Source organism: Vallitalea sediminicola (assembly GCF_054408565.1).
Genome location: NZ_BTPT01000019.1, coordinates 106,336 through 128,630 on the forward strand (window position 1 = coordinate 106,336; position 22,295 = coordinate 128,630).

Below are 22,295 nucleotides of genomic sequence, written 5' to 3' on the forward strand. Positions count from 1 at the left end.
TAATGTTATGAAACTATGTTTATTAACTAATCTTAATTTATATTTAAGGATTAGCTAGCAATGAAATGGAACTACTAATTTATATACCAGATTTTTCAAGTAGTATTGACAGCAGACTTTTTTCATCCTTACTCACTTGAAATTCATATAATTTGTCTGGATCAAATGTTTTGAGACCTGGTTGAAACCGAATCTTATACCTAATGACATCTCCTTCTTCCAGACCAAGTTCGCATTCATCTTTCTCAATTATTATCCCTTCATATTCACTATCCAAGGAAAAATCATATGTAAGAAGGAAAAGCGTCTCATTAACTTCGCCTAAAGTATTATCGTTAAGCATATTAGTAATGTAATAAGTATCTTTGCCTTTTCCAATAAACTTACCATTAACAATATATTTCTCTTGTATTTTCAACATATTAAGACCTATCAAGAAAAGACCGGTTAGTATAAAACAAAGTATAAACACTACTTTAACTACTATAATCATTTTTTTATTATCCAATGCTTTTCCCCCTCTCCCATAATTCTCTGTATGTCTCTGATTTTCTTATAAGCTCATCACTACTTCCAATAGCTTCCATATTACCTTTTTTCAATACACAAATATTATCCATATTCTTTATTAAATCTAAGTTATGAATTATAAATATTATTGTTTTCTCACTGAATTCTTTTAATATATTATTGTATATCTTACTTTCTAGTTTTTTATCAAGATTAGAAAATGATTCATCAAAAATGTATATATCAGAATTTCTGAGAAGACTTCTTGCTATACATATCCTTTGTTTCTGTCCGCTTGAAAGATTGAAGCCATTTTCTCCTATTATAGTTTGTATACCATTAGGTAGTTGAATAATAAAATCTTGTATATGGCATAGCTCCAATATTTTTTGAAAATGACTTTCTTCTACATTACTATTTCCATATAATATATTTTCTTCAATACTGCCATTTATCAAATAACTTTCTTGGAATACTACGCTAATTTTCTGCCTAAGTTTATAAATATTAATATTTTTTATGTTTTTATTTCCTATGATGATATTTCCTTTATCTTTTTCAATATCGTATAAACGTATTAGTAAATTGGATATAGTTGATTTTCCTTCTCCACTTTCACCGATTATTGCATATTTACTGCCTTTTTTGAATTGTAATGTGAGATTCTTTATTACATCAATATCACTATCTTCTTCGTATTTAAAACTAAGATTGTCTACAATGATATCAGAACCTTCTATAGTTTCATTTGATAGGTCGTCCTCTTTTTTTATATTGAAAATGGATTCTATCCTGCCAAATGCTACCATTACATTCTGTATATTAATATTTATATTTATAAGTGCACCAGAAAATTGATTGAATCGTTCAACCAAAGTATCAAAAACAAAAAATACTCCTACGGTCATATTTCCTTTATATATCTCATATATAGCAATAATAAAAATCAGCATAGAGCTTACAAAAGACACCAAGGATACAAAACTACTATGTTTAAAAATTATTAAGAACCTATCATAACTTAGGTGAATGATTTTTTTTAATAAACTATCATATTTTTCTGAATTGGCTTCTTCTTTACTGTAAGCCTTAATTATTTTTATACTAGACATAATTTGTTTTAGAAAACTAATATGTACTGACGCTTTTTCTCTAATCTCTTCTTGATTGACTTTTACTTTTTTAGCATATCTTGTTGATATATATGTTTGAATAAGAACTGAGAATATACCTATCAATGATAATTTCCAGCTGAAATAGAACATGACAAGCGCTGTAATAATAACATTAGTCAGATTATTTATTATAGAAATAATAGTATCTGTCATGAATCCAGTCACTGTACCAACATCATCGATACTCTTACTAACTACATCACCTACTTTGATATTTTCCAAAACATTTAGTTTGCATTTTTGTAGGTGATTCACTAAATCGTTTCTAATATTTTTAGCTATGGATTGATTTACATATAGATTGAGATAACCGTTACAAAATGACATCAAAATATTAATAATGTAAAAGAATACGAATATGCCTATTACATAATTTAATAATTCAACTTCTTTTAGAATTAAAACTCTATCTATGATAACCTTGAATAGTAGTGGGTTTACTAAAGATATCAATGAACTTAGCCCTAGAATAATAAAAATCATAGCTTCATAACTTATAAATGGTTTAAGATATTTGACATATTTCTTTAGATATTCTTTTAGCATATGTAAACAGCTCCATTCATCAATTTATATTTTTAGCGTTATTTATAATATATATTTAAATTGTATTTATATATATTGTTATTTATATTTTTTTTATTATCATATTATTTTATTATCAAACAATTATTTTGGTAATTTTACGTTCACCGCATAGATAAACTAGTTATAATTAAAAATATATATTGCAGTTGGAATTTATATCAGCAAAACCAGAGATGTTAATGAAAATAGATTATATAATAAATTATTATTAATGTTTATATTTCTACAATTAATTAATTAATTCTAAATTTTCTTATATATTCATTATATTTTATATTCAATAATAATACAAGTATTATTTATTGTATGTTTTTATAATTTTATGTATTTTTATATACTTTCCATACCTTTTTTGCCATATTAAGCACTGTAAGTTAATATTTTATGCCAAAAAATAGGTTCTTACATTAAAATATTTAATATAAGAACCAAAAAAAATTATATTTTTAAGAATATCCTGATAAAAGCTAATATTATAATGAATAAAATAATTCTAACAAGTCTTCTCTAACTTTAACTGGGGTTTTACCTTCAAACTTTTTGAATACACTGCAAAAATAATTTTCATTATTAAAACCTACCATATCTGCAATATCTGCAACATTTAAATCCATTTCTAAAAACAATTTTTTTGCCTGGGCTATCCTATATTTATTCAGATATTCTACTAATTTCTCCCCTTGAAACTGTTTAAATATTCTACTGGCGTATTCAGAGTTAAGACCTGTATCTCTACAAATATCATTAACAGATAGTTTCTTGTAATAATTCCTAGCAATATATACTTTAATTTGATTAACAACATATTGCTTCTTATTACCATTTTCTTTCTTATTGTTAGTCTGTTTAATTACATGTTTAAGTATCTCCAAAAAATATATCTTTGCCGATATCTGCCAATAATCATCTTGTTTGATATAAGCGTTATAGATACTCCTAAACAAATATTCAACTTCATCAGGATTATTGAACCTCATATATTCAGGTAACATATATCCATCATCAAAAACTGGATTTTCTCTCATATGTTCCGTATATTTAAGGTTCTCACCGAAAAGTGTGATATATGTTTCTGCATTATTATAAAAATTATAATGCCATTCTTTATCATCACAATAGAAGAAATCGCAGTGAAACCAATATAATTCACCTAACAAATCTTCATCGACCCAAAATTCATGAGATGTATTAGGTGGTATGAGAATCAAATCGCCTCTTCTAATTTTATAATATCTATCTAAAATATTTACATTTGCTGTTCCTTTAAAACAATATAGAAACTGATGGTCATATATCTTTCTGGACTTGTGTCTCCAAGAATCTTGATGTTGCAATCCCACTTCACGTATATATGGACATAATTCATCAAATGAATGTATTTTTTGTTTATGCATGATATCACCTTATTATTTTTAGTTTATATACATTATAACATAAATATAATAATTACCAGTCAGTTAATTTTACGGCTAACCTTATGATTAGGTTTTATTTCTATTTCAGTTAGGATAACCGCACTAAGTATGATAGCACCTCCAATTATTATTTTAACAGTTAAAGGTTCTAACGATAAAATTACTGAAAATAGTGTTCCAAAAAAACCTTCCATGGAAAGTATGATACCAGTTTTTGATGCGGAAGTATATTTTTGAGCAGCTGTCTGCATGAAATAGCAGATGCATGTACTAAAAATACCTAGGTATAAAACAGCCGGCAATCCGCTTTCTAGATCAATTGATGCAAATGAATCCATGTCAAATATTAATAATACAACGATTGATAAAATAGCCGCTGTCGTAATCTGAACAAAAGTGATTATCTTAGCGCTGCTGTTTTTGACAGCAATTTCTAAATAAGCAATATGTAATGCAAATCCAATAGCACAAACAAATATCATTAAATCGCCAAAATTAAACGAAGAAATTCCATTCATGGGTGAAATAGTTAAAACCCCTACCCCTATTAGAGTAAATATAGCTAATATGAAAGATTTTAATGGAGGTCGTTTTCTTGTAATTAACCAAACAATAAAAGGTACCATAATCACATTAGTAGCAGTAATAAATGCACTGTTGGACACTGTAGTTGTAGATTGCCCTACAGTCTGAGTATAAAAAGCAACAAATAATATACAACCTGCTATAATACCATGCTTTAATTCTCTACCCTTAATATCTTTTAATTGTCGTATTGATGTAAATAGTAAAATTAGAGCTGCTACACTAAAGCGTGAAGCCATAATCAATGATACATTCATATTAGCTTTAATAGCATATTCTGTGGCTATAAATCCACTCCCCCAAATGATTGCTACAATAATAAGGTGTATATCAGCTCTTAACTCTAATCTATCTTTCATTTTATGCTCCTCCATAGATTCGTTCTTCACCATTAACAATATATCTAAAAGAACTATTACAGTCATCTGCCTTTACAATTACATCGTCTTTGGTAACTAATATTCTTAATACATTACCTTTCCATTTAATAGCGTAGCTTACTTTTTCCCATATATCTGGTAACTTGGGCTTAAAAACTAAAGTACCATCATTATCTACAGACATTCCACAATACCCAAGTGTAACACACTGCCAAGTACCTCCTGCTGAAGCTGCATGAATTCCTTCTCGAGTATTTCCTTGATTATTTCTTATATCAACATATGCAGAGCGACAAAGATATTCATAAGCTCTTTTATGATCTCCAACACGAAGACCCATTAAACAATGGATGCTTGGGCTCAATGATGAGCGATGCAACGTTCTTTTTTCATAATACTCAAAATTAGTCTTTTGTGTTTCTATATCAAAATCATATTCCATCAGAAACATAAGCATAACCACATCAGCTTGTTTAAGTATACACCTATCTTCCTTATTTATTGAAGTTAGCTCATTAGGTAGAAGCGGCATTCCATTTTTATCCCATTCATTTATTACAGCATCTACTAAATCATAATATCCATCATATTGTTCAATTAATCCTCTTGAACTTTTCAAATATATTTTATCTGCCTTATCAGCCCATTTTGTTATATCATTTTCATCTACATTAATCTTATTTAATAATTTATTATATATTTCCTTATCATTTTCTTTATATGATTTTAGGTATTTTAATGCTTGTTTGATATTCCATTTAGCTAGATGATTAGTATATGCATTATTGTTTACTGGTTCATGCCATTCATCAGGTCCAGTTACTTTATTAATTTCATATCTATCTTTTTCTTTATTATATTCTAATCTAGACACCCAGAACCTTCCTGTTTCAACTATTAATTCAAGTCCCATTTTATCTAGGAAATCTTTGTCATCAGTAAATTTGTAATATCTATTAGCCCCATATGCTACTGCTGCCGTTACATGCTGTTCATAATCCGCTACGTAGCATCTATAACATGAACCATCAGGTTCGATTGTCCAATCAGGACATTCTTCATCTCCTGTGTCAGCTGATTCCCAAGGATATTTTGCTCCTTCATATCCATTATTGATAGCATTTTCTCTTGCTTTATCAATCAGACGATACCTATATTCCACTAAATTTTTTGCGATATCTGGAAATACATAATTAAAGAACGGGAGAATAAATAATTCCGTATCCCAAAAAGCATGTCCTCCATATTCTTCACCATGAATTAATTTAGCACCAATATTAGTAGAGGGATTACTGGGATTAGGTGTACTCATAACATGAAAAATATTGAACCTGAGAGCCTTTTCCATATCTGCATCCCCTGTAATCTGTATATCTGCCATATCCCATAGTCTGGAATATTCTTTTACATGTTCACTAAACTCATTATCGAAACCTCTTTCTACCAAAGATTCAAGTTCATGATGAACAGTAGCTTTTACATTATTGGACTCTCTACCAGTACATATGTTAACATATTTTTCTATTATCAATGACTCACCTTGATTGACATCAGCATCTAAAAATTCACAAGCTACTTCACCAAACTTCTTAAAAGTCCTACTTTTCATTTTATTATTATTCTTATCATCTTTTATTAAAACTGCTGTTCCTGTACCTATAGGAGTTTTATCATCTCTGGTTTCACTTTCCATATAACATCCAAGATCTCTAAATTCACACACCTGTTCTGTACTTAGATGCTTCACTCGAAATCTCGGAAAATCCATAAAATTAGTTATTGTCCCATCAATGATATTTTCAAATTCAATGATTCCTTTATAATTTAGTGGTGTAATGAATACTTTAAATGCTCCGCATTTTGGATTCTTCCTACTAAGGAATTTAATAATCTCTACTCTAGTCTCTCTTCCATCATAAGCAGTTGTAATATAATGCTTAGCAACAAAACCTTTTTTCATATCTAATACTCTTACATACTCTCTTAATTCTTTTCCGCTCTCAATACCTATCTGTTCGCATTCATAATACATTTTCAATTTATTCCAATCAGGAGTATTACATAATTCTCTTTGAAAGGCTTCTGATCTGTCAAATATCCCATGAATATAGTTTGCAGGCAACGTATTTTTTATATCTCCTTCTTCATGGCTACCTCGATTTCCCATATAACCACTTGCTAATCCAAATAGTGTCTCATACACTAGATTTTCCCTTGGATTATAATTATCCTCTACAATAAGCCATTCATCTTCTGATATTATATCTTTGATTTCACTTGTAAACTTGTTTTTATATGTCATGTTATCCTCCAATTCTAATTAATGGCTGTATGAACATAGTCAATAACTTTTCTTCCCATAGCTATTTTTTCATCATCAGTCTTAATTGGTATAATAGATAAATTCCAGTTAAATGGTATAGTGAACACCTTATATTGATTCATTCTATCTGGACCACAGCTTTGGCTTCCTAATCCAGAATTTTTCATGTCACAATTGACTAACAGATAATCTTCTCTATGTATATCGCAATGATATCTAGCTTCATTCAAATTATGATCTTCTACATCCCTAATACTAAAATCTATTGATTCATTAGTTCCTATAGCAAAACCATTATTACTATCATCCGCTAACACAACCCATTTAACATCTGTTCTATTTCCATTTTCTTGTGGAGTTAAATATCCAAATTCCATTTCATCCCATGTTAAGCTAAAAATACCATCTTTTGTATTACACTGACTATCACAATAACATTCACCTGGACCCCTTCCATGATATAGGATATCGACAAACTCCTTACCTATTTTCATCTGAGAACCAATTTTAGGCAAATGATCAGGTTTAGCTCCATGAAAAGATCCATCAAAATTAATATTTACACACCCATCATAAGATACTGAATAAGTAATAGTAACAAAGGTACTCCATTCTAATGCTTTTGGAGCAAACTTTCCCTTTAAGACTATTTTCAAAAGATTACCCTCACTATTGTGATTAATGCTATGAACGCTCATTATCATAGAATGTATATGCTTTTCATCCCATACTTTCTTATTTTCAATATCATTATCTGTATATGCTCTGTAATAATTAAGTTGTGGTCCCTTATCTATAATAGATTTATCATTATAAGTATAATTATAGATTCTTCCATCTATTAATGAAATATCAAAATCAAATGATTCTCCACTTACTGATAGCACATTTTCTTTTTCTATTATTTTTGCAGGTGTAAGATTGACTATTTTCTTAGGGTGATAATCTTTTATAACGAATCTATCAAATCCAGCTATCCAGCCTTTTTCAGCCCATTTAAGTTCTTTGTTCAATTCAAATCTAATATCTAGCCATACATTTTTTCCATAACATAAGCAATATAAAGATTCATCCAATTTGATATACGCTATTTCATGGGGATTCACCATAGGCATTTTCATAACGGTAGTTTTAACTTCCTTGCTATCTTCAATTAGAGTACAGACCATATCTAAACAATCCAACTTCAAGAAATCCCAATTATTTTTTACTTTAATGTATTGTTCATCCCATGAAAAATCTACTATATGAACATTTTCAATAACTTTTGAATACTCATAAAAACCAGGTGTTGGTTTTGAATCTGCCATTAATAGTCCATCCATACAAAAATTGCCATTATGAAATCTTTCTCCGAATTCTCCACCAAAATAATATCGCTCTTTTCCTATATCATCTTTTTGGTATACTCCTTGGTCTTTAAATTCCCATACAAATATCCCCTGAATACGATTTGATTTTTCTACAAGTTCATAGTATTCTTTTAGGCTTCCTGGACCATTACCCATTGCATGTGCAAACTCACATAATATATGTGGTCTCTTAGGTGATGATTGTGTATCTATTTCATATAAATAACCTACTGACGAATACATTGTACTACTTACATCAATGGATTCATTCTTGAAATCACCTTCATAATGCACAGGTCTGATAGGTTCATTTTTTTTACACCATTCGTACATTTTCTTGAAGTTAGTTCCATATGATGACTCATTTCCCAGTGACCATAAAATGATACTAGGGTGATTTCTATCTCTTTCAACTACTCTTTCTATTCTATCAATATAAGATGGAAGCCATTTTTCATCATTACATAGTCTAGTATCTTGCTTAATTATTTCGAATCCATGTGTTTCCAAGTCTGCTTCATCGATAACATATATGCCTAATTCATCACAAATATCATAGAAAAAAGGATTATTAGGATAATGGGAAGTTCTTATTGCATTCATACCACTACTTTTAATCAATGTTAACTCTTCAAATGTCTGCTCATAAGTTACAGCTCTTCCACTTATAGGTGAATATTCATGTCGGTTAACACCTTTCATCAATATTCTTTGATTATTAAGTAGTAGATTACCATTCTTAATAGTTAAATTTCTGAATCCAACTCTTTGAGGTACTGATTCAATTAATGCACCATCTGATGATTTTAATTTAGCAATCACTGTATATAGAAAAGGCTCTTCTGCACTCCATGCTTTAACATCTTCAAGCATAATAGTAGCATTTAGTTCAGCATCTTCTATAGATTTAATTAACTTACCATCTTCATGAATATTTATATCCAATGTATTATCATTTCCAATTATTTTGCTTCTGATATTTAATATACCTGTTGAATTTTTTATATCTAGGTCAGTATCCATCTTTACATTTTCTATATATGACTGTTTTCTTATAATCAAATAAACATCTCTGATTATACCACCAAGCCACCACATATCCTGATCTTCCAGATATGTAGCATCAGAATATTGATAAACAACAATGCACAAATCATTTTCCCCTTCATGAACATACGCTGTTATATCAAATTCACTTGGCATACGACTGCCTTGGCTGTAACCCACTTGTTCTCCATTAACATATAAGTGAAAAGCACTTTCAACACCTTCAAATCTTATAGATAAGTTTTCAAGCATATTGCTATCAACCATAATTTTTCTTCTGTAAATACCGGTTTCATTATCTGATGATGGTATATTAGGTGGATCTACCGGAAAAGGATACCATAAATCTGTATAAATAAATTTACCATAACCATCATATTGCCAATTCAATGGCACTTTTATTTTTTTATAATCATTATAATTAGGACTATTCAGCTCATTATTGGTTACTCTGAATGGAGAATCGAACCATTTAAAATTCCACTCTCCATTTAGATTTATAATTCGATCAGAAAACTTACAGTTGAATTTCATAGCTGAACTTTCATTTCCATAAGGATAAAAATGAGCTCTTGAGTTTTTTCTATTTTTATGTAATATTTTATTATTGCTCCAATCAAAATCTGAAAGTTGAAACATATCTTCACTCCATTCTAAAAATTATTCAATTCCATACATTGCTACAGACTATAATATCCACTGCCAAGGATATTATTACTAATGCTAATATACTTATGCTTATAGTTTATCATCTAATTATTTTATTAAAAAATAAAAAACATTAATTAATTATAAAAATTAGATAAACCTATACTTTTTTATATAAATATTAACTTCTAAAGTAATATATCACTATTAATAAGTAAACCTATATAATATATAAAAAGACCCGTCTCCTCCTCTTACGGATAGACACGAGCCTTCAGTCTATATAGTATAATACATACCCTAATAAATTTATTTATTGAATTCAGAATAATACTTATATTGGTTTTCTTGAGCCTTATACTTAATTCCATTTCTTTCTGTATCTTCCATTAATTTTTTCTGGAATGCTTTTATAACTTCTCTGGAATCTTTATTGTTAATAAAAATATCACTACCAACACTTCTTAATCCTTTTGATTTAGCTTCATCTGTAGGAATGACTCCTAAATATTCTAATCTGTCACTATATTCATTAGCTATGCCAATGTTTGGTAACACATCTAATCTCTCATCAGCAGATATATCAATGAATTTGGCTGGAATCACACCAATGCGTAATGCATGATCAATAAAATTCTTGTTTTCCGCTATATAATATTTCAAGAAATCAAAAGCAACTTCTCTTTTTTTCTCATCCTTTGCAGATACAGATAATAACCACTCAAATCCCTTTGCATCATAAGCTGGTGGAGTATTACCATCTTCTGTAGGCATAATAAAAAATCCCCAGTTAATATCTGGATATGAACCGTTAAGGTAGCCACCTACCCAGTTCCATTGATATATCATAGCAACTTGTCCATTACCCATTTGATCCTCACAATCACCATCAGAATACATCATAAAACCATGCTCTTCTTTTAGACTTTTAAGCAAATCAATATTTTCATATGTTGTTTCGTTATCAAAATCCCAAGTATATTGATCTTCTTTAAATATTGATTTACCTTTTTGTAAATTAAGTGCTATTATCATGTTTTCAAAAGCATGATCAATAGAAAATCCATACTGTGTAATATTTCCTTTGTCATCTTTATTAGTTAATTTTTTTCCTACTTCAATAAATTCATCCCAAGTTTTTGGAATATCGGAATCTGATAAACCTGCATCAGCCCACATATCTCTATTATAATAAATACCTCCACCAAAAAGAGCACCTAATGGTATAGAATATAATTTACCATCTACTTTAATCTTTTCTACATCATGGAAATCAGCCTTTAACTGATCCATTGGAAAAATATCCTCTGGTAATTCATATGTTTTTTCTTTTAAATTATTAATAAAAGCAGGATGAGCTCTATAGATATCTGGTCCATTACCAGCATTTAGAGCTAATGGAAGCTTTGTCCAATAGTCACTCCAAGGTTGAACTACAACTTTGATATTTACATTATCGTGTATTTCACTGTAAGAATCCGCTGCAGCTTGATAAAATGGTTCAACTTCTTGGTCTGTCCATAGAACTAATTCTATTTTCTCTCCATTGTTGACTACACTATTAATATCATACTTCAAATTATTACCAATGTATTCTGGTTCAGCATTTTGAGATACATCAGTTTTGTTGTCAACTGTTTTAGTTTGCTTTCCTTCTGAATCTTTTTTACCACATCCAGATAATAATAAAGCTACAACTAAAACCATACTAACTAAACAACTTATTTTTTTCATTTTGTTCCCACCTTCCAATATATTATCCTCAATTAAATCAAATAAATTCACTTAACCATTCGTTTATTTTTTGGTAAATTGGTATGTTTTATCACAAAATTTTTTGTAAATTTATTTAAAATTATTATATTCTTATTATTAATTATTGTAAAATAAAAAACCTTATTTTATTATAAAAAAAAGATATAGTTATCCTTTTTCGCCACCTAATGCAATCCCTTCAATAAATGTTTTCTGGAATATTAGATATACAATAACTACTGGAACAACTGCTATGGCTATACCCGCAAACAAAGGTCCGTAATTAGCAGCGAACTGTCCTTGTGTCATAGATAATCCCACTGGTATTGTATATTTTGATACATCATTCAACATTAAATATGGCCACAAATAATTATCCCATTCCCAAAGGAATGTAAATATAGCAAGAGCTCCAACTGCATTTAACATCATCGGCATAACTATTTTATGAAATATTCTCATTTCAGAAGCCCCATCTATTCGTGCCGCTTCTAGGAATGAATCTGGAATACCAATAGCAAATTGATGCATAAGGAAAACACCAAATCCCGATATGAATGATGAATACAAAATAGAGATATCCTTTCCTAACCAATTAAACCAAACCATCATTTGATAATTAGGAATAAGTGTAGCAGGCCAAGGTATCATCATTGTAGCGAGTATCATTGTAAAGATGACTCTATTACCTTTGAACTTGAATTTCGCAAGAACATATCCTACAATAGATGAAACATATATTACAATCACTGTTTTCACAACTGCATAATACAAACTATTTTTAAAGAATATACCAAAATTGTATTTACTAAGTACATCTGTAAAGTTTTTTATATACCCCCAATTCTTCGGTAAAAATGCAGGTGGTATTTTTGTTATTTCTGCTGTTGTTTTAAAGGAACTCAATATCATAAAAACGAACGGAAGTAGCATAGCCGCAGCAAAAAATATCAGTATTATATGAACTATTACTACATAAGTCTTTGTTTTATTTTTCTTCACAAATTACACCTCATTTCAATTATTTTTACTAGTCTTCAATTGTATCATTGATAGTATGAATATTATTGCAAAAAGAATAAATGATATTGCCGAAGCTGAACCAAAATTGTAATAGGTAAATGCTTCTTCAAATATATAAAAAGACATAGTAGTTGTATCTGTACCAGGTCCTCCTTCAGTTATAAACTTGATTGGAGTATATACCTGCATGTAATCAATTAATTTAGTGATAACTAATATGGTAATCGAATTTTTTATTAGTGGAATTGTTATACTAATAAATCTGCGAAATTTACCTGCACCATCAATTTCTGCACTTTCAAATATACATGGGTCTATACTATTGATACCAGCAAGTATTAAAACAAGAGCATATCCTATATCTTTCCATGCTTGAACTACCATTATCGCTGGTAGCGCAATAGTACTATTCTGTAACCATGGAACTTTGGATAATCCCATTCCCATTAAAACAGAATTAAAAAATCCGTTATCATAGTTATACATGAACTTCCATAGCATGGATACAGCTACCATGGAACTTATTACTGGAAGAAAATAAATCCCTCTATAAATTGAAGCACCTCTCTTAACCGAGTGTATAAGAGCTGCTAACAACAGTCCAAATACTACTGTTAAGATTAATGAACCTACTGTAAAATAAATTGTATTACCTAGAGCCTTCCAAAACAATGGATTCTTTAAAGCATATGTATAATTATCAAAACCTACAAATTTGAACGTACTCTGAAATGGATTCCAATTAAAAAAGCTTGTACTTAAGCCATATAATATAGGAAAAAACACAAAAACAGAATACATTATTACAACCAAAGACATAGTCCAAATGATTATGGTTTTCCTTCCTGATTGCTTTATTTTATTCTTTGTTACTTTCAAAATGCCACCTCCAAAATGCTGTTTAAAATATAATATATAACTTTATAAGTATTAATATAGTGCTAATCATACTACATTCACAAAGCATTTTAATAATTTATTTAATTATACAATGCATTATCTAATTTTAAAAATAAAAAACCTTATTTTTTTATAATATATAGACAAAAAAATAGGTTTTTGTATTAAATAATTTAATACAAAAACCAAAAAGTTATATTTTAAAGATAATTTTTATAAGAACCAAATATATTAAAAAGATTGCTAATCCAAAAGGAAGAACCGTAGTAAGCGCAGCTATGATTATAGCGGCGGTATCACCTCTTTCCAGTTTTGTTCCATTAAGACTATTATCTTCTTTCTTTCTTAGATTAGTACCCCTCGAATCATTATTATTAATATTAATTGATATCAGCTCCTTTATAATGACAAGCAACATATCTACCTTTTGAAACTTCTTCCCAAGGTGGGTTCTCTTTTACACATTTATCAGTTGCAATAGGACATCGTGTGTGGAACTTACACCCTGTTGGTGGATTAACATTAGAAGGTATGTCGCCTTCTAATACTATTCTTTTTTTATTCTTTATTATTTCCAAATCAGTAACAGGTATAGCAGATAGTAAAGCTTTTGTGTAAGGATGTAGCGGATTATTATACAATTCATTCTTATCAGCTAATTCAACAAAATTCCCAAGATACATAACAGCAATCCTATCGCTAATATGTTTAACTACACTAAGATCGTGGGATATAAATAAATATGCCATTCCATATTTCTTCTGTAAACTATCTAATAGGTTAATAATCTGTGATTGTATAGATACATCAAGAGCAGATACTGCCTCATCACATACAACAAATTTTGGCTTTAATGCCAATGCTCTGGCAATTCCAATTCTTTGTCTCTGCCCTCCTGAAAATTCATGAGGATATCTATGAATCATATAGCTATCTAGTCCACATGTATCCATAATTTCCATCACATGTTTTTCAAGTTGTTCTGATTTCTTCTTATTCATTCCGTGTGCAACTAGTGCCTCTCCAATAATTTGTCCTACAGTCATTCTAGGATTTAATGATGAATATGGATCTTGGAAAATTAATTGCATCTCTTTTCGTAATGGTAACATCTGCTTTCTAGACCAATTAGTTATATCTTTATCTCTATATTTGATTGTACCTTCAGTTGATTTGTATAATTTTAGTATTGTTCTTCCAATAGTAGATTTACCACAACCAGATTCTCCTACTAAACCCAATGTCTCGCCTTCATATATCTGTAAATCCACACCATCAACAGCTTTAACAGATACTGGTTCTTTATCCTTACCTTTTTCCCCAGTTGGAAAATATAATTTTAATCCATTAGTTTCTACGATTATATTTTTATTCATTATTCTTCCCCATTTCTGGATAGAAACATCTTACAAAATGATCTTCTTCCACCTTTTTTAATTCTGGCATCTCTTTATTGCACTTCTCTGTTGCATACTTGCACCTTGGAGCAAAATTACATCCTTTTGGCAAGTTAAGTGGGTGAGGAACACTACCTTCTATTTGCTCTAATCTCTCTACATCCTTATCAAGTTTTGGAATAGATTTTAATAATCCTCCTGTATAGGGATGTTCGTAATCCTTATTACCAAATATCTTTTCAACTGGAGCTCTTTCAACTACTTGTCCACAATACATAACTACAACATCATCTGCTAATTCAGCGATAACACCTAAATCATGAGTTATGAACATGATAGCAGTATTGAGTGTATCTTTTAAATTATTCATTAGCTTAAAAATCTGAGCTTGAATAGTTACATCTAGAGCAGTTGTTGGCTCATCAGCAATAAGTAATTTTGGTCTACAGGCTAATGCCATTGCAATCATGACCCTTTGACGCATACCACCAGAAAATTCATGGGGATAGCAATTAATTACCCTCTCTGGTGTGGGAATTTTAACACTTTTAAGCAGATCTATAGCCTTGACCCATGCTTCATCTTTTGATAATTTCTGATGTAACATTAGTGGTTCTATTAACTGTTTTCCAATTCTTAATACAGGGTTAAGAGAAGTCATAGGTTCTTGGAATATCATGGATATGTTATTACCCCTTATTTTTCTCATTTCCTTCGTATTGAGATTAACTAAGTTTACTCCTTCAAAAAGTATTTCACCATTTACAATTTTACCTGGACTTTCCACTAGGTTCAAAATACTCATTGCCGTAACTGATTTACCGCTACCAGATTCTCCAACTATACCAAGTGTCTTACCTTCTTTAATCTGAAAATCCACACCATTAACGGCTTTTATTGTTCCTTTATTTGTATAAAAATATGTACATAGATTATTAACCTCTAATACTTTGCTCACCCTCTGCACCTCCAACTGATTTAGTAAAGAATCTGCCAAATAATCTAATAAATAAGCTTTTCTTTTTCATTATTTCTGATTTAGGGTCAACAGCATCTCTAAGACCTTCACCAATTAGATTAACACTCATCACAAGTAGAAATAATAATATCCCAGGGAATAGCCATAACCACCAATAGTTTCTCATAACAACAGATGAAGATGCTCTTTGAAGGAGACCTCCCCACGTGGCAACAGGTTCAGTAACTGAAAGCCCTAGATAAGATAATGAAGCCTCTAACATTATGGACGATGCAAAAGTAATAGTTGCTGATACTATTACATAAGCAATTACATTTGGAATCAAATGTTTAGTTATCTGCTGACGTGTGGAAATACCAAGTACTCTTGTTGCAGTCATGAATTCTTGCTCTTTCAGAGATAGAATCTGGGCTCTAACCATCCTAGCTAGACCAGGCCAACTTAATAACCCAATGATAAATATCATTATGTATAGCCTTGTTTCCTCAGGATAATCAATAAAAATTGCACTAACTGCAATTGCTAATGCCAAAAATGGAAAAGAAATAACTATTTCTCCAATACGCATTAAAACAATATCAACAATACCACCAAAATATCCAGAAATAGCTCCTACAATTACACCAACGCCAATAGTCAATAAAGTAGATAATAATGCTACTTGTAAAGCTATATATCCACCAGTTATGACTCTGTAGAAATAATCTCGTCCATATTTATCGGTACCAAACCAATATTTACTACTAGGAGGCATATAAGAACCTTCACCAATTTGGCTTAAATTAGCAAAATCATAATTAATTATTTTCGTATATATTGTAACCGCCAATACAATTACCACGATAGCTACAAAAGCACAAAAGCCAAACATTGCTAACCTATTCGCTCTAAATTTCATTAACATCAACCGAGTAGGAGATACTATCTTTTCTCTATTTTTCACATCCTTTGTTGACATTATTTATTACCTCCTTCTCTAACCCTTGGATCAACTAATGAATAACCAACATCTTGCATAAGATTTCCTAATAATGTCAACAAAGCAAAGAAAGTTAGAGCTATTATTAGTACACTTCGATCTCTAAAAGTGTATGAATCTCTAATTAGACTTCCTATACCATTCCATACAAATATCTTTTCAACAATGATTGATCCACCAAATAATGCTGGTATATAAGATCCAAGTAATGTAACAACAGGTATTAGAGCATTCCTGAATGCATGTCTATATATAACAACTTTTTCTCCTAATCCTTTAGCTCTTGCTGTTCTGATATAATCTTGTTTCAATACCTCTAACATTGAGTTCCTAACATATTTTATCAGTGGTGCAAGGGAAGCCAGAGTAATAACTGATACGGGTAAAATATAATATTGATATTCTGGTCTTATTCCTATTGGGTCGCTCATACCCGATATAGGTAATATTCCAAATGTTATTGAAAATATAAAAATTAGTAACATTGCCATAAAAAATCTTGGTAATGATATTCCTGCTATGGAAAATACAGTCCAAAATTTATCAAAAATGGAATTTCTCTTGACTGCTGACTTAATTCCCACAACTATTGCAATAATAAATGCAAGTGCGAATCCAAATATATTAACCTTGAAAGAATTCATGAAATGTTCTCCAATGAATTCATTTACGGGTTTATTTTTAATTACAGAATATCCTAATTCACCTCTTAATATTTGTCCCCACCATCTGAAGAATCTAACTAGAAATGGATCATTAAGACCAAGTTTTTCTATAAAAAATTGTCTCTTCTGTAATATTTCCTCAGTTGTACCTGTAAGCTGCTCAGGATTTAAAAAAGCATTTAAAGGATCCCCAGGCATAAATTCTACAATTGTAAATATGATTAAAGAAATAATTATAATTACTGGTATCATTAATAATAATCTTTTAAGAATATACTTAAATAGATTTGAGTATTTTTCCATGAAAGAAGGTTTTTTATAAACTGATTGTGATTTTGCATCTACATTTTCCAATTTTTACCATCCTTTTCTAATAGTCCCTATCTACTAGATAGGGACTATAAAAATATATTACTAACTCAACTTTCCCACTTCATTATTCTATGTAGGTAAGCTAATTAAAAGGCTTTGCAGAATAAAAATATAGGTGTTTCTTCTATCTTTTTATTCTGCAAACCAAACCTATAACCCTTAATTACCTTCATTAAATTAAGGTGGGAAAGTTGAATTACTAATTATTTAACTGTACATTTAATAAGAGCAGGTACCCAATCCCAAAATGCATTTGTTTCAAATCCTTTTATCCTTTTATTATATAAATCATGATAATCATTAGAATATAAAGGCAATATTGGCATTTCTTCGTTTGTTAATTTCACCCATTCTCTGTATGCTTCTTGATATACATCATCATTTTCGGCAGTTCTCATAGTCATTAATAATTCATCATTCTTATCATTAACAAAACGAGCTGAGTTAGCACTAATACTGCTTCCCCAAGGATTAGCAACATTATCTGAATGCCAACTACTATAGCCATCAAAAACAATTGCAGGAGTTGATGCTAATGCAAACATATGATACTTTCTTTCATTTATATCTGATATTTCTTTACCATAGTAATGATTTAAGAATATGGCCCAATCTATAAGGGCTACATTGAATTTTATACCATATTCTTCTCCTGTTTTACCAATTGTTAGATTAAGACAATCTGCCCAATCTTGGTTTGGTACTAAAACTTCTATTTCAAGTTTTTCATCACCTTTTGCCCAAATACCATCAGAACCTTTAGCCCAACCAGCTCCTGATAATATCTCATCAACTTTTTCTTTATTAGCTGTATACTTATGTAAATTATTATCAACCCATTCTTGATCTATCATCCAATAGTTCAAAGTATAAGGTCCTTCAGTACTTATAGAATATTTACCTAGGAATGCTTCACGAAATATCTTTCTATCAATTGTATAAGATATTGCTTGACGAACTTCCTTATGGTTTACTGGTGCAAAATCACTATGGAAAGTAAGATGTCCATAACCCTGTCTTGGGTAATTACAATAGCTGAATTTATCATCTGCTTTAACAGCATCAATATTTTCTGCTTTAACTGAACCTGGTAACACATCAATATTTGCTGTTAATAATTCATCGAGTTTGGTTTCATCAGATATAACTTTTACTATAACATCTTTAATCTTAGGTTTATCTCCATCCACGTCTCCTATGAATTTATCATTTACAGTAAGTTTGATATATTGATTTTCTTTATATTCTACTATCTTATATGGACCATAACCTAAAGGATTATTGATTAGACTATCTTTAACATGTTGTTGAATAGTTTTATCTTCTGGTTTATCTTTCATAGCCCAATCTTTACTTAAGATATTTTCTATAAACATAAGACTATCAGTAGCATAATATTTATCAAGCAAAGTAAACTTAATAGTTAAATCATCAACTTTTTCAATTTTTTCTAGGTATTCTGGATAATTAGTAGAACCTCCTGCTTCTGTTATTGCAGTAGCATCTAAATAAAATTCATATGTAAACACAACATCTTCAGCAGTTAATGGTGTTCCGTCTGAATATACTAAGTCTGGCTTTAATTTAAATGTATGAACTAAACCATTATCACTTATCTCTCTTGATTCTGTAATTGAATTTAGAACTATCTCACCTTTTATATTATTAGTCATCAATCCAGCTGGACTATTGCTAGCACCACCAAATACGAATTTTCGAATGCTACCATCGTAAGAATTATTACCCCACCCATTGATAAAATCTCCATTAAAATTAGGAGTTCCTATTGTAACATGGCCAGAAATTTCTCCTCCTCCCGTTTCTTCTGTTTTATTACATGCAGTCATTGAACATACCATAGTAAGAACTAGCAAAATCGTTAATATCTTTTTCATTTTTTTATTCCCCTTTCATAATTTTTTATTTTAAAGAATAAGCAGATTTTATTATATCCACTCAAACATTAAAACCATAGTATTTAAAATTAAGTATAAAAACAAAACCTTTATACTAATCCTAATTTTATAGGGTAAAAAGCTTTACTATAGTAAATAGACTTATGAAATTAAAAAAAGAGTAAATTATAAGTATGATTTGTGGAAAAATATGAGTCTATAAAAAAGAACTACTTATGAATAATTCAAGCTAGATTATGCCATAATTCAAGAATAATTAAAGTTAAAAAACAGTTTATTAAAGCGATTAATATATAATTTCATAATTTTTTATCTAATATCAATACTATATATGTACAACAACATAATATTCGTTATAATAATATTATTATACATATTTAAACATTTTTTTATAATTTTCATATATTTATACTAACTTATCTATATATAATTTGTCAAGCTAGTTTTCATGTTTTTTAGATATATATATATGTTGTTTAATTTTAATAAATTAAATAAGCTAATAACTTAAAGAACTATTAACTTATCTAATTTTTATTAATATTAATTAGTATTGACCCAACAATCCTCTTTTTCTAGCTATCTTACTACATTGATTAAATACTATAAACCCAATGGTAAAATAAACTATTGAATTTACTATTAGTATTATATAATCACTAGCCGGGTATTCCGATAATTTATGCCCCATTAATGTTGTTGCATATACTTTATCGATACTTGGTCTAAATGGTAATATTGATGCTGCTACTTTACTTAATGACCCTTGACCTGTTATGACTAAAGCAATTAAAAAATATTGAATGACATTCAATAATGATTGAATCCTTTTAAAGATAAGAGCTAAACCACCACATATAAGTCCAATACCAAATATGCTAAAAACACCTAATACTATTATTAATAATAACTCAGCTATATTAATATCCAGCCAATAATTCGTTGTTCCCATGATCGTTAACAAGACTACAAAACATATTAATAAGTTTATAATTAGATTACTTATACTCCTAACTATCAATACTATAGGAAGTCCTAGATCAGTCATACTTATCTGTTCTAATGTACCTTTATTAGCATCACGAGTTATGTTGAATGCAGTATCTTCATATACCATCAACATTATGGTCCACAGAAAATATCCAATTACAAATCCTTCTATTGTTTTGCCCAGTTTTATAGGACTTATATCCATGGTTGAACCAAATACCTTAACCCCTAAAAACATAGCAATAAAAAGGAAATATAAACTTAATATACTAGAAATTGTATTAAACTTGTATCTACTTATTTCTTTAAAAGATTTTTCAATGGATACTTTAAACAAATAAAACATCTTCATAATTATTTACCCTCCCCACTAGTAAGATTTATATAAACTCTTTCAAAGTTTATATTTTTCTGTTTTATTTCCTTTATAAAGATATTCTTTTCTTTCAAGATATCGATTATTTCATAAATTTCTTTTGAGTCTATTATATCTATTTCAAGAACGTCTCCACTTTTCATAAGATAGAATTCATATTCTAAATTAGATAGATATTCCTTTTGTTCTTCAGTAATGGTATCACGTAGATTAATCTCGTAAGTCATGCTTTTAAACATATCCAATAAATTATCCATTGTATCTTGTGCAATTATTTTTCCTCTATTCAATATAACAATATCTTCACAAACTTCTTCAACTAAATTCATGTCATGAGTACTTAGAAGAACTGTTTTTTTCATATTATTAGCTATGTATTTTAACATGTTTTTTATTTCCATAAAACTCTTGACATCTAATCCAAGTGTAGGTTCATCTAATATAATTATTTCTGTGTCGCATATTAATGTCATAGCTATAGCAACTTTTTGTCTCATGCCTCTGGATAGATTATTGACTACAGTATCTTTTTTATCTTTCAAATCGAATCCATCTAATAATTCATCTATTTTCTTTTCTATTTTTTTACCACCTAACCCTCTGATACCAGCAAAATATCTTAAATTCTCTCTAGGAGTCAATCTCCAATAAAGATTTCTTGTACCTTCAAATAGAGCTGCTACCTTATCTATGGATTTTTTATTATCTTTACCAAATAGTTTAATGCTACCTTCATCTGGAATTATTAGATTACATATACTTTTTATAGTAGTAGTTTTACCAGATCCATTGGGTCCAAGTATTGCACATATACTGCCTCTCTCCACCGAAAAAGAAATATTATTTACAGCTGTTAAATCCCCATATCTTTTAACTAAATTGTTAACTTCTATAACTTTCAATCTTGACACCTCCAAATT

At 29.5% G+C, this 22,295-nt stretch carries 17 protein-coding genes; all 17 read right to left on the reverse strand.

Features of this window, described 5'->3' with window-relative positions; genetic code table 11:
- Positions 1-79 precede the first annotated feature (79 nt).
- Complete coding sequence (locus ACX6CF_RS09015; protein ID WP_458784995.1) at positions 80-508, reverse strand: hypothetical protein; 429 nt, start codon at positions 506-508, stop codon at positions 80-82.
- The gene (locus tag ACX6CF_RS09020) at positions 501-2,231 is read right to left on the reverse strand and encodes an ABC transporter ATP-binding protein (RefSeq protein ID WP_458784996.1); all 1,731 of its coding nucleotides are present in this window, start codon (positions 2,229-2,231) and stop codon (positions 501-503) included. The genes ACX6CF_RS09015 and ACX6CF_RS09020 overlap by 8 nt, the downstream gene beginning before the upstream one ends.
- A 515-nt stretch (positions 2,232-2,746) precedes the next feature.
- Positions 2,747-3,667 (reverse strand): helix-turn-helix domain-containing protein, encoded by a 921-nt coding sequence (locus ACX6CF_RS09025; RefSeq protein ID WP_458784997.1) that lies wholly within the window; start codon positions 3,665-3,667, stop codon positions 2,747-2,749.
- Positions 3,668-3,726: 59 nt separating this feature from the next.
- Positions 3,727-4,632 (reverse strand): DMT family transporter, encoded by a 906-nt coding sequence (locus ACX6CF_RS09030; protein WP_458784998.1) that lies wholly within the window; start codon positions 4,630-4,632, stop codon positions 3,727-3,729.
- Between the two features lies 1 nt (position 4,633).
- Positions 4,634-6,955: a glycoside hydrolase family 65 protein gene (locus ACX6CF_RS09035; protein WP_458784999.1), complete on the reverse strand. Its 2,322-nt coding sequence runs from the start codon at positions 6,953-6,955 to the stop codon at positions 4,634-4,636.
- A 14-nt stretch (positions 6,956-6,969) separates the two neighbouring features.
- Positions 6,970-10,014 carry a glycoside hydrolase family 2 TIM barrel-domain containing protein gene (locus ACX6CF_RS09040; RefSeq protein ID WP_458785000.1) on the reverse strand — a complete coding sequence of 1,015 codons (3,045 nt, stop codon included), beginning with the start codon at positions 10,012-10,014 and terminating at the stop codon, positions 6,970-6,972.
- 318 nt (positions 10,015-10,332) lie between these two features.
- Positions 10,333-11,757 (reverse strand): ABC transporter substrate-binding protein, encoded by a 1,425-nt coding sequence (locus ACX6CF_RS09045; protein ID WP_458785001.1) that lies wholly within the window; start codon positions 11,755-11,757, stop codon positions 10,333-10,335.
- A 189-nt stretch (positions 11,758-11,946) separates the two neighbouring features.
- Positions 11,947-12,780 (reverse strand): carbohydrate ABC transporter permease, encoded by an 834-nt coding sequence (locus tag ACX6CF_RS09050; RefSeq protein WP_458785002.1) that lies wholly within the window; start codon positions 12,778-12,780, stop codon positions 11,947-11,949.
- A gap of 15 nt (positions 12,781-12,795) precedes the next feature.
- The gene (locus ACX6CF_RS09055) at positions 12,796-13,680 is read right to left on the reverse strand and encodes a carbohydrate ABC transporter permease (RefSeq protein WP_458785003.1); all 885 of its coding nucleotides are present in this window, start codon (positions 13,678-13,680) and stop codon (positions 12,796-12,798) included.
- 214 nt (positions 13,681-13,894) lie between these two features.
- Entirely contained in the window at positions 13,895-14,119 is a 225-nt protein-coding gene (locus ACX6CF_RS09060; RefSeq protein WP_458785004.1) for a hypothetical protein, read from the reverse strand.
- Positions 14,082-15,077, reverse strand: coding sequence for an ABC transporter ATP-binding protein (locus ACX6CF_RS09065; protein WP_458785005.1), 996 nt, complete (start codon positions 15,075-15,077; stop codon positions 14,082-14,084). Before ACX6CF_RS09065 ends, ACX6CF_RS09060 begins: the two co-directional genes overlap by 38 nt.
- Entirely contained in the window at positions 15,070-16,056 is a 987-nt protein-coding gene (locus ACX6CF_RS09070; RefSeq protein WP_458785006.1) for an ABC transporter ATP-binding protein, read from the reverse strand. The genes ACX6CF_RS09065 and ACX6CF_RS09070 overlap by 8 nt, the downstream gene beginning before the upstream one ends.
- Entirely contained in the window at positions 16,034-17,035 is a 1,002-nt protein-coding gene (locus ACX6CF_RS09075) for an ABC transporter permease (protein WP_458785007.1), read from the reverse strand. Before ACX6CF_RS09075 ends, ACX6CF_RS09070 begins: the two co-directional genes overlap by 23 nt.
- Complete coding sequence (locus ACX6CF_RS09080) at positions 17,035-18,075, reverse strand: ABC transporter permease (RefSeq protein WP_458785008.1); 1,041 nt, start codon at positions 18,073-18,075, stop codon at positions 17,035-17,037. Before ACX6CF_RS09080 ends, ACX6CF_RS09075 begins: the two co-directional genes overlap by 1 nt.
- Before the next feature lie 221 nt (positions 18,076-18,296).
- Positions 18,297-19,988 carry an ABC transporter substrate-binding protein gene (locus ACX6CF_RS09085; protein WP_458785009.1) on the reverse strand — a complete coding sequence of 564 codons (1,692 nt, stop codon included), beginning with the start codon at positions 19,986-19,988 and terminating at the stop codon, positions 18,297-18,299.
- 568 nt (positions 19,989-20,556) lie between these two features.
- Positions 20,557-21,351 carry a hypothetical protein gene (locus tag ACX6CF_RS09090; protein ID WP_458785010.1) on the reverse strand — a complete coding sequence of 265 codons (795 nt, stop codon included), beginning with the start codon at positions 21,349-21,351 and terminating at the stop codon, positions 20,557-20,559.
- 2 nt (positions 21,352-21,353) lie between these two features.
- Complete coding sequence (locus ACX6CF_RS09095; protein ID WP_458785011.1) at positions 21,354-22,277, reverse strand: ABC transporter ATP-binding protein; 924 nt, start codon at positions 22,275-22,277, stop codon at positions 21,354-21,356.
- Between the last annotated feature and the right edge of the window lie 18 nt (positions 22,278-22,295).

What these genes read in the sequence shown, in the direction of transcription:
- ACX6CF_RS09045 (WP_458785001.1), bottom strand. Translation starts at nt 11,757, where the DNA reads ATGAAAAAAATAAGTTGTTTAGTTAGTATGGTTTTAGTTGTAGCTTTA.
- ACX6CF_RS09090 (WP_458785010.1), bottom strand. Translation starts at nt 21,351, where the DNA reads ATGAAGATGTTTTATTTGTTTAAAGTATCCATTGAAAAATCTTTTAAA.
- ACX6CF_RS09030 (WP_458784998.1), bottom strand. Translation starts at nt 4,632, where the DNA reads ATGAAAGATAGATTAGAGTTAAGAGCTGATATACACCTTATTATTGTA.
- ACX6CF_RS09035 (WP_458784999.1), bottom strand. Translation starts at nt 6,955, where the DNA reads ATGACATATAAAAACAAGTTTACAAGTGAAATCAAAGATATAATATCA.
- ACX6CF_RS09040 (WP_458785000.1), bottom strand. Translation starts at nt 10,014, where the DNA reads ATGTTTCAACTTTCAGATTTTGATTGGAGCAATAATAAAATATTACAT.
- ACX6CF_RS09020 (WP_458784996.1), bottom strand. Translation starts at nt 2,231, where the DNA reads ATGCTAAAAGAATATCTAAAGAAATATGTCAAATATCTTAAACCATTT.
- ACX6CF_RS09065 (WP_458785005.1), bottom strand. Translation starts at nt 15,077, where the DNA reads ATGAATAAAAATATAATCGTAGAAACTAATGGATTAAAATTATATTTT.
- ACX6CF_RS09060 (WP_458785004.1), bottom strand. Translation starts at nt 14,119, where the DNA reads ATGTTGCTTGTCATTATAAAGGAGCTGATATCAATTAATATTAATAAT.
- ACX6CF_RS09025 (WP_458784997.1), bottom strand. Translation starts at nt 3,667, where the DNA reads ATGCATAAACAAAAAATACATTCATTTGATGAATTATGTCCATATATA.
- ACX6CF_RS09075 (WP_458785007.1), bottom strand. Translation starts at nt 17,035, where the DNA reads ATGTCAACAAAGGATGTGAAAAATAGAGAAAAGATAGTATCTCCTACT.
- ACX6CF_RS09085 (WP_458785009.1), bottom strand. Translation starts at nt 19,988, where the DNA reads ATGAAAAAGATATTAACGATTTTGCTAGTTCTTACTATGGTATGTTCA.